Origin of the sequence: Desulfococcus multivorans, assembly GCF_001854245.1 — a bacterium.
Classification (GTDB): domain Bacteria; phylum Desulfobacterota; class Desulfobacteria; order Desulfobacterales; family Desulfococcaceae; genus Desulfococcus; species Desulfococcus multivorans.
This window is the reverse complement of the sequence record NZ_CP015381.1, coordinates 2,872,943-2,887,944: the sequence shown is the minus strand read 5'-3', so window position 1 is coordinate 2,887,944 and position 15,002 is coordinate 2,872,943. Positions and strand designations below refer to the sequence as shown.

Genomic DNA, 15,002 nt, shown 5'->3' with positions numbered 1-15,002 from the left:
AGGCCCGCCCCTACATCGCCTCTCCACCGTGGGGCTTGTAGAAGATGTGCTCGCCCACCTCTGTCGTTTTCAGGTATTCAGCGGACCAGTCGGGGTTGACTCTCCGGTGGTGGAAATACAATGCCTCGCCGGTTCGGTCCTTCAGCTGCCGGTTGAGGGCTTTTCGAGCGATTTCCTTGGCGATCTCGTAGGATTTTTCCTCTTCGGCGTCATCCGGACGGCCGTCGCACCACCACGAGAACTGGCAGGCACCCTCTTCGCGGCCTTGCGTCACAACCCCGCAAATCGTGTTTGGGAAGCCTTCATGGCCAAGCCGGTTCATAACGACGTTGGCGATGGCTTCCATGCCGGCAACCCCTTCACCCCTGGTCTCCCAGTAGATGGTCCGGGAAAGGCAGGTGACGGCATCGTCCAAGCGCTCCTGTCCGGCCGGATCGACCGCCTGCGCTTCAGGCTTCGTGATAACTTCGGATGGCATGGGCGATGCTTTGCCGCCCTCGGCCGATGCCTTCTGCTCCAGCACCGCCGCCTTGCTCTCAGCGGTTTCCGCTTTCTGTTCCTGATCGGCCGATATCAGTCCTGTTGCGAGAAGGATGATTGCAAGACAGGCCGCAATCCATATGTAGCGCATGGTCAAACCTCCTGAATGGATCAACTTTTCGACTTTCATGATGGTGACCGGAAAAAGGTGCCGGGCCGTATCCTCCCGGCAGCGGCCCGTGAAAGTCGAAAGTCGGGTTAACTTCACAACGGTATCTGGAAAGTAAAGCCTCGAGGGGCATGAAAGTTCCCATAGCCGTGGATACATCCCTGAAGCCTTCGGCATGCCCCTGCAGAGAAAGATAGAAACGGCCGAATTCAAATTCAACCGTTCCCATTTCCGTTTTCGGCAATATATTAGTTTATCTCGGATCTCCCGCCGGGCGATGGATGGGCTTGGACAAAGCCGTCCTGCCGGTGGGAGAGGCTTCAGAAACCGTTTTTCAACCCATGAGCGAAAGGAGTGTGTCATGAACAGGAAATTTACGGCAGTGTCTTTCATCCTTACGGTTATCCTCTGGACGGCGGGGGTTGTGATGCCTCACGGGGCGTGGGCCCACTGTGAGATTCCCTGCGGCATCTACGACGACGGGGCGCGGATTCAGATGATGCTGGAGGATGCGACGACCATCGAGAAATCGATGCAGCAGGCGACCGAACTCTCCGGAAAGACGCCGGTGAACTATAATCAGCTGGTCCGGTGGATCAACAACAAGGAGCTCCACGCCGACAAGATTCAGCACACGACCGCCCAGTATTTCATGACCCAGCGCATCGCCCTGGACGCCAAGGATTACGACAAGAAGCTGGCGGCCCTGCACCAGATCCTCGTCTACGCCATGAAATGCAAGCAGACCATGGATCTGGAGAATGTGGCCAAGCTCCGGGGGGCCATCAAGACCTTTTCGGACCTCTATCTCGGGCACACCCATGAAAAGGAGTAGCGGCATCGGGCGATTTTTCGACAACGGCATCACAAGACGATGCAAACATGGGAGGACAGCATGAGCGACAACAAGAAAGCAGCGGTTCTGGCGTCATTCGCGGCGGATTCCCTGGCCCTTGGCGCCCACTGGATCTACGATGTCGAGGAGATCGTCAACCGTTTCGGGCGGGTGACGACGCTCGAGAAGCCCGGGTCGGATTCCTATCACCCCAGGCGGGACAAGGGGGAGTTCACCCATTATGGAGACCAGATGCTGGTGCTGCTGACCTCCGTCGCCGAGCGAAAAGCCTTCGACCTCGAGAACTTTTCCCGGCGGTGGCGGCAGTTGTTTGAAGACTACGACGGTTATGTGGACGGCGCCACGAAAAAAACCCTGGGCTATTACGCCAAGGGCAAGACTGCGGAGAACGCCGGATCCCATACCGGTGATTTTGCCGGCGCTGCGAGGATGGCGCCTCTGGTGGGTTTGTATGGCGACGACGCCGATCGCCTGGCGGAGGTGGCCCGGGCCCAGGCCCGGATGACCCACGACGACCCCAACACCCTGGACACGGCCGAGTTTTTTGCCCGGGTGACCGCGGCAGTCTTGAAGGGTGAATCGCCCAGGGCGGCCGTGGAGCGTCTGGCGGCTTCCGAGGCTTTTGAGATGACCCCCGTGGCCATGTGGGTTGAGGAGGGGCTCAAGTCCGGAAATGAAGAGAGCGTGGCGGCCATCGGGAAATTCGGTCGGGCCTGCGAGACCCCCCAGGTCTTTCCAGGGGTGATCCATCTCATCGCGAAATACGAAACCGACCTCAGGGAAGCCCTGATCCAGGCGGTCATGGGCGGCGGCGACAGCGCGGCCCGGGGAAGCATGACGGGCATGGTCCTGGCCGCCCATCTGGGAATGGACGCCATTCCCCGGGAGTGGACGGACGGGATGAAAAAAATCCGGGAAATCCTGTCTCTGCTGGACAGGATCGTCGGCTGACATGCCGGCCCCCCGAGGATGAAAAACGCGGGGGGTCGGTCGGGATCTCCCGATGCCTTGACAGGTCCTTCAGTTCCGACGGGTCCTCAGGCGTTCGATGGCCGCCACGGCATAGGGGTAGACGGTGTCGGCGACGATCCGGTAGCCGTCGGGGTTGGGGTGGATGCCGTCCGCCTGGTTGAGGCGGGGATCTCCCGCCACGCCCTCGAGGAAAAACGGGATCAGGATCACGTCGGCTTCGGCAGCCACCGAGGGATAGATTTCCCGGAAGGCGTCGGTGAAGCCGAGGCCGAGGTTCAGGACCATCCGCATACCGGCCAGCACCACCACGACCCCTTCATTCTCGAGGCGGCGGACGATCTCGAAGAGGTTCTTCCGGGTGAGATCGGGATCGATGCCCCTGAGGCCGTCGTTGGCCCCGGTCTCCAGGATGACGATGTCCGGGTTCAGGGTCATGATCCATTGAATCCGCGACAGGGCCCCGCTGCTGGTCTCGCCGCTGATGCCGGCGTTGATCACGTTGAAGTCATGGCCCGAAGCCTTAAGCTTCTTTTCGAGGAGGGCCGGGTAGGCTTGTTCCTCGTCCACGCCGTAGCCTTCCGTCAGGCTGTTTCCAACGGCGACGATGACGCCGGAGCGTCCGGTTTCGTTCGGGTCGGGAGCGGCCGCTTCGAGGGCGCCGGACGCCTCCGGCGTCCCGGCTTTGGGCGCCTTGTCGCAGCCGCCGAAGACGGTTGCCGTCAGGACGGCGAGGAGGACTGCCGCCAAAAGAGAAGGTTTCATCTGTCGTTTCCTTATTTTGAAGTCAAGGCTGAAGGCTGAAGACTGAAGGCTGAAGGGGTGCGTTTTAACGGACGGGGCTTTTATGCCCCCTTCAGTCTTCAGTCTTCAGCCTTCAGCCTTTAGCCCCTCTCACTCCTCCGTCTGCTCCCGCAGGAACACCACCGGCTTCTGTTTGAGGATGGGCAGTGTTGCGATGCTCCCGACCACGAGCACCAGCAGGATGGTGCCAAGGACCATCAGGCCGCTCTCTGCAGGATAGGGCCGGTAGTCGATGTCCAGCATCCGGGTGGCGATAAGCCGGCTCGCCGTCTGGGATATCACGAGGGCCTGGACGGCGCTTCCGGCGCCGATGATCACGTTTTCCAGGGAGAACACCGCCATGATGAACCGGCTTTTGGCCCCCAGGATCCGGAAATAGGCGGCCTCCTGGGTGCGGGCGATGCGGGTGGCGAAGATCGCGCTGACGATGATCAAAAGCCCCGCCGCGATGCTCTGGAGGGTGAAGGCTCGAATCACCATGGAGAGGCGGTGGAGGAGCCCCGCGAAGGTGCCGAGGGTCTGGCTGACGTCGATGGCGCTGACATTGGGAAACCGGGAGACGACCCTGTTCTGGACGGCCGGGATATCCGCCGCATCGATCCGGATTGCCGTGAAGATGGTCTGGGGCGCCGACTTGAGGATCGAATCCCCGGGGAAAACAAAATAGAAATAGGGCTCGATGGTTTCCCGGGTGCGGCTGCGGATGCTCGATACTGTCGCTGTTACGGGGATCCCCTGTATCCGGAAGGTCAGTTCGTCGCCCACGGTCATGGACCGCATCTCCACCACCGTGTCCAGTACCGACACCTGGAGCCCCGGGATGTCCTCCTGGAACATCGCTTTTCCATCAACGAGGATTTCGTCCGGCAGCAGATGATCCCGGTAGGTCAGGTTGAAGGGTCGGGTGAGGTTGTCCCCCCGCCTGAGCCGCTCTGTCTCCCGGTCGATCTTTTCGCCGTTGACGGAGAGCAGCCGCGATCGGATCACCGGATAGAACTCGGAATTCCGGCCGATGACCTGGGAGAATTCAGCCACCTGGTCGGGCTGGATGTCGATGAAAAAAAGGTTGGGGGTATTCCGGGGGTATGAGCGGATGAAGGCGGCATCCAGGTTCTGCTCCACCAGGAAGATCGTGAAGATCAGGGATAGGGAGGCGCTCAGGGTGATGATGGTCGATCGGGTGGCGTTGCCCGTCCGGAACAGCCCCCGCACGGCCTGCCGGAGCGCCAGGGGGCGGCTCCCCAGTCGTTTCAACAGCAGCAGCATGCCCTGGGTGATCAGGGCGGAGAGAAGGATCAGGCCGAGGGTGCCCCCCAGGAACTTGAGGCCGGTTTCGACATCCTTGAGCTGGAAAAGAATCATCCCCGTGAAGAAGAGCAGGATCAACAACAGGGTGACGTAAAAGTCCGTGCCCTTTCGGGCGGGTTCGTTCGACTTCCTGAAAATCAGGTGGGGCCGGACGTCCCTGAGGCGGTGGATGGGCAGGAAGGCGAAAAGGATCACCGTAAGGATGCCCAGGAGGATCCCCTGGGCGAGGGTCGACGCTGAAACTACCGCCCCGCTGCCCCTGGGCATGAGATCGCCCAGCATCAAAAAGAGGCCGTGCTGGAGAAGAATCCCCAGGCCCAGGCCGATGAGGGTGCCGACAAGGCCGAAGACGGCGACGAGGGCCAGATAGTTGAGGGTGACAAAGCGTCGCGTTCCCCCCATGGCCTTGATGACGGCGATGGTCTTCTCCTTGTCTTTCAGGTAGGCGCCGAGGGCGCTTCGGATGCCCAGGCCCGAGAGCAGGAGGGTAAAGACGGCGATGAGGGAGAGAAAGAACAGGAAGTTGTCGAAAAACCGCTTGATCCGCGACCGGGCCGTCCTGAAGGTTTCCACCTGCTCCTGGCCCTCCACGGCCGCCTTCTCCAGCATCGACGCCAGGGCCTCGAGGTTTTCGTTCTCCCCGATCTTGATGAGGCGGATGTAGCGGACGCGGCTCCCTTTTTTGAGGAGATCCAGCCCTGGAATGTCCGGCTCGCTGATGAAGAGCCGGGGTCCGAAGGAGAGGAAGCCCACCGGCCGGTCCGGCTCTTTCAGGACGACATCCCGGATGGTGAGACTGGCGCTCCCGACGTAAAGGGTGTCTCCCACCGACAGGCCGAGCCGCTCCAGCAGGGCCTGCTCCGCCACGACGCTCCCGGGGGCGAGGACCCGGTCGAAGGGCCGGCCCGACGCCAGCGTCACCTCGCCGTAAAAGGGGTATGCCGGGCCGACGATCTTCAGGTCCGCCAGGAGCGAGGCATCCCCTCGGGCGCTCCGGACAACGGAATAGAACTCGTAGACGGGGGTGCTCTCCGCCCGCCCCTGGGCCTCGATATCCCGGATCGCCGCCAGAAGGGGGGCCGAGAGGGGAAAGTGGGATCTCACGATGATGTCGGCCCCGTGCAGTGCCCGGGCATCCTGGAGCAGGGACCGGTTGAGGCTTTCCCGGAATCCGTTCACCGCCACCACCGCGACGATGGAGAGGGTGACGCACAGGACGAAGACCGCTGCCTGGCGGCCGCCGGCGACGAACTGCCGAAACAGGAACCTGGCGTGGAACATGTCAGTTTCCTCTCGCGGTTGAAATCTCGCCGTTGCTGAGCAGCAGCCTTCTATCCGCCTTTTGGGCGATCTCGGCGCTGTGGGTGACCAGGATGAGGGTGGCCCCTTTTTCTTTCCGGAGGTGAAGCAGCAGGGTCAGGATGGCCGCGCTGTTGTCGGCGTCGAGGTTGCCCGTGGGCTCGTCGGCGAAGACGATATCCGGTTCGTTGACCAGGGCCCGGCAGATGGCCACGCGCTGCTTCTCCCCGCCTGAGAGCTGGTGGGGGAAGTGGCCGCGGCGGGGCAGGAGGCCGACCCGGTCGAGCAGGGCTTCGGCCTTCTTTCGGGCATGCCCGTTCCCGGAAAGTTCGGCGGGAAACATGACGTTCTCGAGGGCGTTGAGGGACGGCACCAGGTGAAAGGACTGGAACACGAATCCGAAGGCCCGGTTCCGGAAGGGCGCCATCTCGTCTTCGCCCAGGTGGGTGATCTCGCGGTCCCGGATGAAAATACGGCCCGACGTCGGCCGGTCCAGGCCCGACAGGAGGGTCAGGAGGGTCGTCTTGCCGCTCCCGCTGTTGCCCTGGATGACCAGGAACTCCCCTGGGTCGACCGAGAGGGAGACATCCCTGATGATGGTGATCTCCCGGTTTTCCACCCGATAGGTCCGGGTCAGGTTCCGGGCGTCCAGTATCGTCATCGTGGTCTTGGCCTTTCGTGGGTATCGGGGGCATGCCCCCCGGTTATGCGGACATGCCTGCCATGAGCGCGGCGGCGCACTCCCCCAGCACGTCGTGATTGTAACCACCTTCCAGAAGGGCGAAGCAGCCGCCGCCGCTCCGTCTGGCGGTTTCCCGCACCAGAAAACCGATCTCGTAGTAGTCCTCGGTCTCCAGAAGCCCGCCCCAGTCCTCCCGGTGATGATCGAAGCCGGCGGAAATGCCGATAATGTCGACCGCGATGTTGGAGAGAACGTGGGCGACGTTGCGGAGGTATTCGTGCCGGCGGCGCTCCTCGGGGTTGTGGATCCTCACCCAGTCCTCCGGATCCAGGATATTGACGGTGCCGTCTCCGTAATGGAGGTCGATGTCGAGGACAAAGGCGGTTTGGATCTTTTGCCGCCGTTTGAGGGCCGTCAGGGCCACGGCCATGTTGTTGAAATAACAGAATCCCCAGCAGCTGTCCGCGGATGCGTGGTGGCCGGGGGGGCGGATGAGGGCGAAGCAGGGCTCAACAAGGCCGATCTCCGCTGCCTGGACGGCGCCGCCCGCAGCCAGGGCGCTGATGTCGTAAAGCCCTTTTTCCCGTATGCGCATCACGTGCATCCCGGTGTGTACCGCCCGGATGTCGTCCTCGTCCGCCGGGACGGCTTCCACGAATTCGGCCTTATCCCGTATGGCCGCCACCACGGCCTCGATCCGGCCTTCAGCCGCCGCCGGCTCATTGGTGTAAACCGTATAGAAATCCTCGTGAAAAACGACTTTCATGACGACCTCCCCGCCTGCCTCTCTTTCATCAGGAGATTCGACTGAAGCCGACAGCCTGAAGGTACGACTCTGCAACAACCGCCGCCCTTATCCCCCTTCGGCCTTCAGTCTTCAGCCTTCAGCCTCCCCACCAGAACAGAACTCATCCCGGAAAAACGACCTCCCCGCCTGCCTCTCTTTCATCAGGAGATTCGACTGAAGCCGACAGTCTGAAGGTACGACTCTGCAACAACCGCCGCCCTTATCCCCCTTCGGCCTTCAGTCTTCAGCCTTCAGCCTCCCCATACATACCACGGGATCTCCCCGGGGACAAGTGCCTCCCTGCCGTCGGGTTCGGGACGCCAGGGCTGCCCCCGTCCGTCGGATAAAGGCTTGACGGCCTTGTCCTCAACCCTTAGGTTACGGCGTTATGCCTAATCGGCAAAAGAGGGATCGGCCGTCGGGCCTGATCGGTTTCCTATATTTTACAGGGTCTTACGATGCTCCCGTCAGGGAGGATCTCGGAGCGGTATGGACATCAGAACACGAACACTGAAATTTACAGGGTTTCGACCGGAGCCGCTTTACCGTTACCGTCAGGTGCTTCGGGTCAGCCTGCCGTTGGTGGTGAGCATGGCCACCACCATGATTCTGGAGGTGACGGACCGGATCTTTCTGGCCCGGTATTCCATCGATGCCATCGCCGCCTCGACCCCCGGCGGGCTGACGGCCTTTCTGTTCATTGGTTTCTTCATGGGTGTCGGCACCTACGTCAACGTGTTCGTGGCCCAGTACACCGGGGCCGGCATGGCGCTTCGGGTGGGGCGCGCCTTGTGGCAGGGGATCTATTTTTCCGCCGCTGCCGCCGCGGCGTTGTCGGCCCTCTCGTTTGTCGCCGTGCCCCTGTTCGATCTTGTCGGGCATGCCCCGGAGATCCGGCGTATGGAGGTGGTCTATTTTCGAATGCTCTGTCTCGGGGGCGGGTTTTGCGTGCTCGCTTCGACCCTCTCCTCCTTTTTTTCCGGAAGGGGCCGCACCCGGCCCGTCATGCTGGTGCATCTGGCCGGCATGTTGATCAACATCCCCCTCAATTACGCCCTCATCAACGGGCGATGGCATCTTCCCGAGATGGGCATTGCCGGCGCCGGCCTCGGTACGGTGATTTCCTGGGCCGTCATGGCATTGCTGTTCACCGGGCTGATTTTCACCCGCGACAATGACCGACGGTTCGGGGTGCGCAGCGACCGGCGGATTGAAGCGGCGCTTTTCAGGCGCCTGCTTCGCTTCGGCATCCCCGGATCCCTCCAGTTCACCCTGGATCTTTTCGCCTTTACCTTTTTCGTGCTCATCGTCGGGCGCATCGGCAGCATCGAACTGGCGGTCACCAACATCGTTCTGACCATCAACTCCCTGACGTTCATGCCGATCATGGGGTTTTCCATGGGGACCAGCACCCTGGTCGGCCAGGCCCTGGGTCGGGGAGAACCGGCGGCGGCCCAGGCCGATACGCGGGCCACGCTCCACATCATCTATCTCTATATTCTGGTGACGGGGTTCTTTTATCTGGTCTGGCCCCGATGGACCCTCTCCCTTTTTCAAACCCCGCAGCTTGCGCCGGCGGCATCGGCCCGCATGACCGAGATGGGCGTCATTCTGCTCCGGTTCGTGGCTTTCTATATTTTTTTTGACGCCCAGTACATGATCCGTACCGGGGCCCTCAAGGGGGCCGGCGATACGCGATTCATCATGTGGGCCAATGGTGTGCTGTCAATCGTGGTCATGATCCTGCCCATCTATATCGGGATTTTCTTTCTGGACATGGGGATCTATTTCGCCTGGAGCTGCGTCGTGTGTTTTATCGTCTCCCTGTTTACGGCCGCTTTCATCCGCTTCCGTCGGGGCAGATGGCTTGCCATGCGCGTCATCGAGCCTGCCGAAGCCCGCAAATGATCTTTACTCGACTTTCGAATTCCACAGGCCGGTGCCGGGAGGATAAGGCCCGCGTCCCGCGCGGTTTCGTTCAAGTGGCGCTTAAGCTTGCTCCGGACGGCCCGCGATCGTCCTTTCAGGCGGATCCGCCGATAAAAAGCTTGCCTGCTATTGCCTTAAAACCGTCAATCTGCTATAAGTAAATAACACAACTTATCTTTCGACGTTCGCAACGTTGACCGGAAGCGGGCTCAAAACTGAAGGGGCATACAAACGCCCCCTTTCAGCTTTAAGGCCAACCCCCTGATAAAACTGCGTGATGGGTGTGAATCCTCCCCCGAAGGTCCCGGCATTGGCACGTCGAAAGGTGGATATGTACAAGTGTATACCGAGCCGTCGGAAAGATACTATTAAGTGATTGATAATATATTTTTTTATTGTATTCCGTCAATGCTGCGAACACGATGACGCTCCCGCTGCAGTCGCCGGTTCATGGGCGCTGTTACACGTCTCTCCCCGTGATTCTGTTCCGAGCTTTCAGTGTCTTTTCAAGATGCATTCAAATCAGGATGCATCCAGATTTTTATGAGCGGGTGGCTGCATGCTGTTCAGAGCGGCTGAAAATACGCACGGCCGGCGCTGGATTCCGAATCTGATCTCCGATGACGGCGGTTGGTCGGCATGCCGGGAAGATAGCGCCGTAAACCGGCTTGACATATAATCGAAGGCAACCCACAGAAACATGCGGAAAGAGGAATTTATGATCGACATCATCGAGTTCAAGGTAGGGGACAAATATGAAAACATGAAAGGACCGTACGAGGTCATCGCCATTGACGGAGATTCGATGGTCATCCGCTGGGAGACCGGTGAAGAGGTCACGACGGACATCGACCTGCAGCAACGGATTCAGGAACGGCTCGATCTGGAGAAGCGCCTGAAGGCGGCCGCCCAGAAGAAGAAAGCCGCCAAGCCCCAGAAGACCAGGACCGCCTCATCCCGCTACGGCAACAAGTTCAACGGGTTTGAAGAGGGGGATTTCAAAAAGAACATCACCGCCACCACCTGGCGGAGCCGGAACTGCCTGGGCGGGGCCGTTACGGAAAAATTGCCCTCGGAAAAGTTTTCGTTCAACTCATGGGCCGTTTACCGGAAGCCCGTCATCCACTGGGCGGATGTCACTCACAAGGCGGAAGAGAATGACATTCTCCAGGCCAAGTTCTTTGCCGAGGTCGACGAAAAACGGCTTTGTTATGGTCTTTACCTCGAATATCCCCGAGAAGGCAATGATCCGGCAACCTTCATTTCATGGCTCAAGGACTCGGACAACGAGGAATGGATGTGCCGAACGGCCGCCGAGAACGATATCGTCATCTATGATCTCGAGGAGAAGGGTTTCAAAGGCGTGATCGAGGCCCACGAAGGCAAATGGCGGATTCGGCTTCACGACGGCAGCAAGGAGATCGATTCCCTTCACGCCTTTCTCGAAGACCTGCCCGAGGATCGCGGCCTGGACCTCAATATCGTCAGGATCGAGGAGAAATCGACCGTTCTGGAAAAACAGACGGCCATCGCCGCCGAAATCTCCAGCCTCTTCAAGACGCTCATGCCCCTGTACGAGGCGGTGACCCCCGATATTTCCTGATATTCCACGGCCCATTCACCAGCGTCACCGCCCTGAACATGCCGGTCTCTGAATGCCGCAACGTTCTCTGCGGACCGTGACGAAGCCGTCGCGGTCCGGGGGTGTGGCGCCGCGGGCCTGTCTTTGGCGAACTGTTCAAGGTGCGTGGAAGCGAACGGCTGTCAATGGGGCAATGACGCCTCTTTTTCGAGGGTTGCGTTGGTCAGGGTTCGAATCACGTCTTCCTTGCCGACGATCCCCACCAGGCGCCCTTTCTCCACCACTGGAAGGGTGTGAAAATTTCTGTCCACCATCAGGGCTGCGACACTGTTCAACCCCGTGTCGGGCGTGACGGTGACCGGGTTGGGCGTCATGGCGTGGGCCACGGTGACGGCCACCGCCTTTTGAATCTCCTTCTCCAGTTGTTTCATGGAGGTCAGGGGAATGAATCCGTCCAGGAAGGTGAAAAAGGAGGGGAGGGGCAGCTTTTTCTGCTGAACGATCAGATCGCTTTGGCAGAGGATGCCCACTACTTTTCCCTTGTCGTCGACCACCGGGAGGCCGTTGATGTGATTTTCCAGAAGCAGCCGGGTTGCCTCCACGATCTCCGTTTCCGGTGTCACGGTGATCACCTCTGTCGTCATGATGTCTTTTACGCTCAGCATAGCCTCACCTCTCAGATAGGACTTTTGGGATCATTCCGGGTTCAATAGAACTATAGGGAGCGGTGCCGGGAACGTCAAGCGGTAAACGCGCCCGAACCGAATCGGGTCCCGGAGGATGACGGCCGCCTCAGAGTTCCGTCCGGACGCCGCCGGCGAAAAAGTCCCCGAAATCGGCATCGTTGGTGGTGACCAGCACCTGGCGGCGGGAGGCCGCCTCTGTCAGAAGATAGGCCAGGGTCTGCTTGCGTTTGAGGTCGAGGCCGTCGGCCGGATCGTCGAGCATGAAGAAGCCGAGGTGGCCCAGGGCGTCGCCGATGGCGAGCTTGAGCATCAGGTACAGGAAGATCCGTTCGCTCTTGCTCATCTGGTTGAGCTTGTACCGGTATCCCCTGGCCTGGATCAGGGGCAGCAGCTCCCGGTCGCTGATCTCGATGTCGAACCGGTCCAGGAAAGAGAAATGGCGCGACCAGTCGCCGACGCTTTTCCGGATTTTTTCGAGGAGACGGCTTCCCAGGCTCTGGAGTGCCTCTTCCACCGCCCTGGCGGCAACGGTGCAGAGCAGCACCTGCCGATCGGCCCGGGCAATGTGCACGCGATGCTCATCAGCGCGTTTCAAATCATCCGCGTAACGTGTCAGGGTGACGCGATGTCGGATGATCTGCTCCTGGAGCTGAAGCCGCCGACTGTCCACCGCCGTCTCGGGGTCGTAAGGGGCCGGGGCTTCACGGATGCCGTCTTCCGGGCGCTCAAGCCGGTCCAGATCCCGGGCCAACGCCGTCACCTGCTCGGTCACCTCGTCGATGCGTTGTTGAATATCATTTATTTTCTGTATCTTGCCGTCGATTTCCAGGAGTCGTTCCCGATGACGGGTCGAATCCCTTGCGAGGCGCTCCATATTCTTCAGGCGCGCCTCGATGCGGCTTTTTTCGTCCTCGGCACGGGACAACTGGCATTCGATTTTCCGGACGAGACTTGCGGCCTGGTCCGGAGAGACCGCCTGATCGCAAATCGGACAGGCCGCCCGGGCTTCCAACGTTGCGAGGTGTTTCAGGCGCAGTTTCAGGTTGTCGGTTTTCTGGATGAGGCCGCCGATGCGGCGTTGCAGGGCTTCCGCATCGGCCAGGGCTGTCTCGGCTTCCTGCAGACGGGATTCGAGGTCACGTTTTTCCGTCGCCAGGGCCTTGGCTGATGGAAGTTTTTCCGCAAGGGATTTGAGCGTCTCCAGGGTTTTGGACTCAGTCTGGTGTCGGCGGACGAGAAGCTGGTAAATCGCCGGATCCGGGACACCTGCGCCTCGGTCGGTTCGGCGAATCTGCTCCAGTTCCGTAAGGGCTTTTTCGGACTCGGCCAGCTGTCGACGGGTGAGTTCGAGGTGGAGCGGGTCGACGCTTTTCCTGGGGGCGGCGTTTTCGATGGCCTTTTTAACCTCCCGCGCCCTGCCGAGAGCCTTTTTGAACCGCGTGCGAAGCACAAGGCCGTCATCCATGCCGATGAAGCTCTGGAGCAGGGTCTGGTTGTATTTCGGCATATCCTGGAGAAAATAGATCAGCTCGCTCTCCCGGAAAAACGAGCTGACGGACGCGGTTTCCGGTCGGACGCCAATGACGGCGTCGAGGACCTCGGGTGCGTGGACAGGGACGGTTTCCCAGGCCGCTTCAGGGGCTGGGCGGCGATAGAGCTTCGGTAAGGCGTCCGTTGTCCGCTGCAGCTTGTAGGCGATGCCCCCTTTCTCGAAGCGGAGGGTAACCGTTCCGGCGGCTTCGCCCTTGCGGCAGAGATCGGCGACCTTGAGGCGGTGGTTGAGGTGCGCCCCGTAGAGCGCGAAATAGACCGCATACACCAGGGTGGATTTTCCCGTCCGGTTTTCGCCGAAGATCACGGTGAGCTCGGAGAACCGAATGGTTTTCCGAACGAAACAGCCGATATTCTCCAGGGTGATCTCGTCGAGCCGGATTCTGTCCGGACGGTCCGGAGTCATGTTCAGGTATCCTCGCCGGAAAGCTTTCGATAGATGTGTTCCTCGGTCATGAAGGGGTTGGCGAGAGCCTGCCGGAACACTGCAAGGATTCTTTCCGTCTCCGCCGTCGTCAGCCCGTGTTCCGCGGCCAGCGTCTCCAGGCGTGCGGTGAAGAGATCCGACAAAAGTTCGGTGGTCGAGGTCATCATCTCGATATCGACCTCGATGGTATCAGAACGAGGCGATTTGGGCACTTCATCGCCGCCGGCCTAAGCCTTCAGGCCCTTGTGGATCACGGCGACGCCGTTGGTCAGCTTCCAGTAGGCGACATTGGAGAATCCGACGGCGGCAAGCTGTTTGGCCAATGCATCGGGGTCCGGAAACATTCGGATCGATTCGGGAAGATAGGTGTAGGCCTGCCGGGAGCCGGTCAATCGTTCGCCCAGCCACGGCATGACGTGGAAGGAATACCGGTCGTACATCCATTGGAATAGGGGTGCGGTGGGCCGGGAAAACTCGAGGCAGACCGTCCGTCCGCCCGGCTTGAGGACACGGTGCATTTCCCGAAAGCCGGCCATCATGTCGGTCAGGTTGCGAATGCCGAACCCCACTATCGCCGCATCGAAGACATTGTCCCGGAGCGCCATCCGTTCGGCATCCCCCTGAAGGAAACGGATGCGACGGCGCAGGTGGGGATGGGTTCCCTTTTTCCTGCCGGCATTCATCATTTCCCGGTTGATGTCGTACAGGACGACCTTCCCCCCGGCGCCGACCCGCCTGAGGGCCGATACGGCCAGATCTCCGGTGCCGCCGCAGACGTCCAGCACGGCGTCCCCCGGTTTCAGATCGAGGAGCGAGACGGCCCGGCGTTTCCAGAGATAATGGATGCCGAAGCTGAGGAGGGTGTTCATCAGGTCGTACCTGGCGGCGACCGTGTCGAACTGGCGGCGGACCCACCGGGTCTTCTCTTCCCGGGAGATCCTGCGATATCCAATATGGGTGGTCTCTTCTGATTTCAACGCTTCTGTCATGATGCCGGTCTTTCCGATCGTCCGCTGTTTTCGCCGCGCTTCATTCAATCCCATTGAGAAACATTCCTCAAATTTCGACTCTCATAGGCCGGTGCCGGGAGGATACGGTCCGCGCCCCACACGGTTTCGTTCAAGTGCCGCTGAAGCTTGCTCCGGGCGGCCCGGAAACTCGCTTGCGCTCAAACAGTCCGGGCCGCTGATCCGCCGCGGCGCTTAAGCGGCACTAAAACTCACTGCTGAAGGGGCGCGGACCGTATCCTCCCGGCACCTCTTTTCGCTCACTATCATGAAAGTCGAAAGTTGGGACATTAAAGTTGGGGCATTATAGAACAGAAACCGACCCGGTGCAAATCTTCTTCCACGGCCGGGACCTGCCCCTCTGCCGCCCCGAGGGGATGACTGCCGTGCGTTAACGCCTTGACCCGGCTGCAAATCATTCTTGACACTTCACAAGAGCTTTTGTTATCTCTTGAATCCTATTGTC

At 60.3% G+C, this 15,002-nt stretch carries 13 protein-coding genes; 4 read left to right on the top strand and 9 right to left on the bottom strand.

The annotated features are described in order from the left end of the window. Nucleotides 1–10 precede the first annotated feature (10 nt). Nucleotides 11–631: a cell wall hydrolase gene (locus dmul_RS12625; protein WP_020878414.1), complete on the bottom strand. Its 621-nt coding sequence runs from the start codon at nucleotides 629–631 to the stop codon at nucleotides 11–13. A 379-nt stretch (nucleotides 632–1,010) separates the two neighbouring features. Between dmul_RS12625 and dmul_RS12620 the strand changes: the two genes are divergently transcribed. Continuing rightward, on the top strand, nucleotides 1,011–1,484 hold the full coding sequence (locus tag dmul_RS12620) for a superoxide dismutase [Ni] (RefSeq protein WP_020878413.1): 474 nt from the start codon (nucleotides 1,011–1,013) through the stop codon (nucleotides 1,482–1,484). A 60-nt stretch (nucleotides 1,485–1,544) separates the two neighbouring features. Next, on the top strand, nucleotides 1,545–2,456 hold the full coding sequence (locus dmul_RS12615) for an ADP-ribosylglycohydrolase family protein (RefSeq protein WP_020878412.1): 912 nt from the start codon (nucleotides 1,545–1,547) through the stop codon (nucleotides 2,454–2,456). 69 nt (nucleotides 2,457–2,525) lie between these two features. Here dmul_RS12615 and dmul_RS12610 read toward each other — a convergent pair whose 3' ends face one another. From dmul_RS12610 to dmul_RS12595, 4 genes are all read right to left on the bottom strand, one after another. Further along, complete coding sequence (locus tag dmul_RS12610) at nucleotides 2,526–3,239, bottom strand: arylesterase (RefSeq protein WP_020878411.1); 714 nt, start codon at nucleotides 3,237–3,239, stop codon at nucleotides 2,526–2,528. A 129-nt stretch (nucleotides 3,240–3,368) separates the two neighbouring features. Further along, nucleotides 3,369–5,867 carry an ABC transporter permease gene (locus dmul_RS12605; RefSeq protein ID WP_020878410.1) on the bottom strand — a complete coding sequence of 833 codons (2,499 nt, stop codon included), beginning with the start codon at nucleotides 5,865–5,867 and terminating at the stop codon, nucleotides 3,369–3,371. 1 nt (nucleotide 5,868) lies between these two features. Beyond that, a complete protein-coding gene (locus dmul_RS12600; RefSeq protein ID WP_020878409.1) occupies nucleotides 5,869–6,546 on the bottom strand; it encodes an ABC transporter ATP-binding protein in 678 nt (225 codons plus the stop codon). Between the two features lie 43 nt (nucleotides 6,547–6,589). Then, nucleotides 6,590–7,333, bottom strand: coding sequence for an arginase family protein (locus dmul_RS12595; protein WP_020878408.1), 744 nt, complete (start codon nucleotides 7,331–7,333; stop codon nucleotides 6,590–6,592). Nucleotides 7,334–7,843: 510 nt separating this feature from the next. On the opposite strand from dmul_RS12595, the gene dmul_RS12590 reads away from it, so the two are divergent. Beyond that, nucleotides 7,844–9,262, top strand: a complete 1,419-nt coding sequence (locus tag dmul_RS12590; RefSeq protein WP_020878407.1) for an MATE family efflux transporter — start codon at nucleotides 7,844–7,846, stop codon at nucleotides 9,260–9,262. 739 nt (nucleotides 9,263–10,001) lie between these two features. Beyond that, nucleotides 10,002–10,886, top strand: coding sequence for a hypothetical protein (locus dmul_RS12585; protein ID WP_020878406.1), 885 nt, complete (start codon nucleotides 10,002–10,004; stop codon nucleotides 10,884–10,886). Between the two features lie 161 nt (nucleotides 10,887–11,047). On the opposite strand, the gene dmul_RS12580 is transcribed toward dmul_RS12585, so the two are convergent. The 4 genes from dmul_RS12580 to ubiE form a co-directional block, all read right to left on the bottom strand. Next, nucleotides 11,048–11,530, bottom strand: coding sequence for a CBS domain-containing protein (locus dmul_RS12580; RefSeq protein ID WP_020878405.1), 483 nt, complete (start codon nucleotides 11,528–11,530; stop codon nucleotides 11,048–11,050). A 127-nt stretch (nucleotides 11,531–11,657) separates the two neighbouring features. Then, nucleotides 11,658–13,508, bottom strand: a complete 1,851-nt coding sequence (locus dmul_RS12575; protein WP_020878404.1) for an AAA family ATPase — start codon at nucleotides 13,506–13,508, stop codon at nucleotides 11,658–11,660. A gap of 2 nt (nucleotides 13,509–13,510) precedes the next feature. Then, the gene (locus dmul_RS12570) at nucleotides 13,511–13,741 is read right to left on the bottom strand and encodes a hypothetical protein (protein WP_040416727.1); all 231 of its coding nucleotides are present in this window, start codon (nucleotides 13,739–13,741) and stop codon (nucleotides 13,511–13,513) included. A 15-nt stretch (nucleotides 13,742–13,756) separates the two neighbouring features. Then, nucleotides 13,757–14,572, bottom strand: coding sequence for a bifunctional demethylmenaquinone methyltransferase/2-methoxy-6-polyprenyl-1,4-benzoquinol methylase UbiE (gene ubiE / locus dmul_RS12565; RefSeq protein WP_020878402.1), 816 nt, complete (start codon nucleotides 14,570–14,572; stop codon nucleotides 13,757–13,759). Between the last annotated feature and the right edge of the window lie 430 nt (nucleotides 14,573–15,002).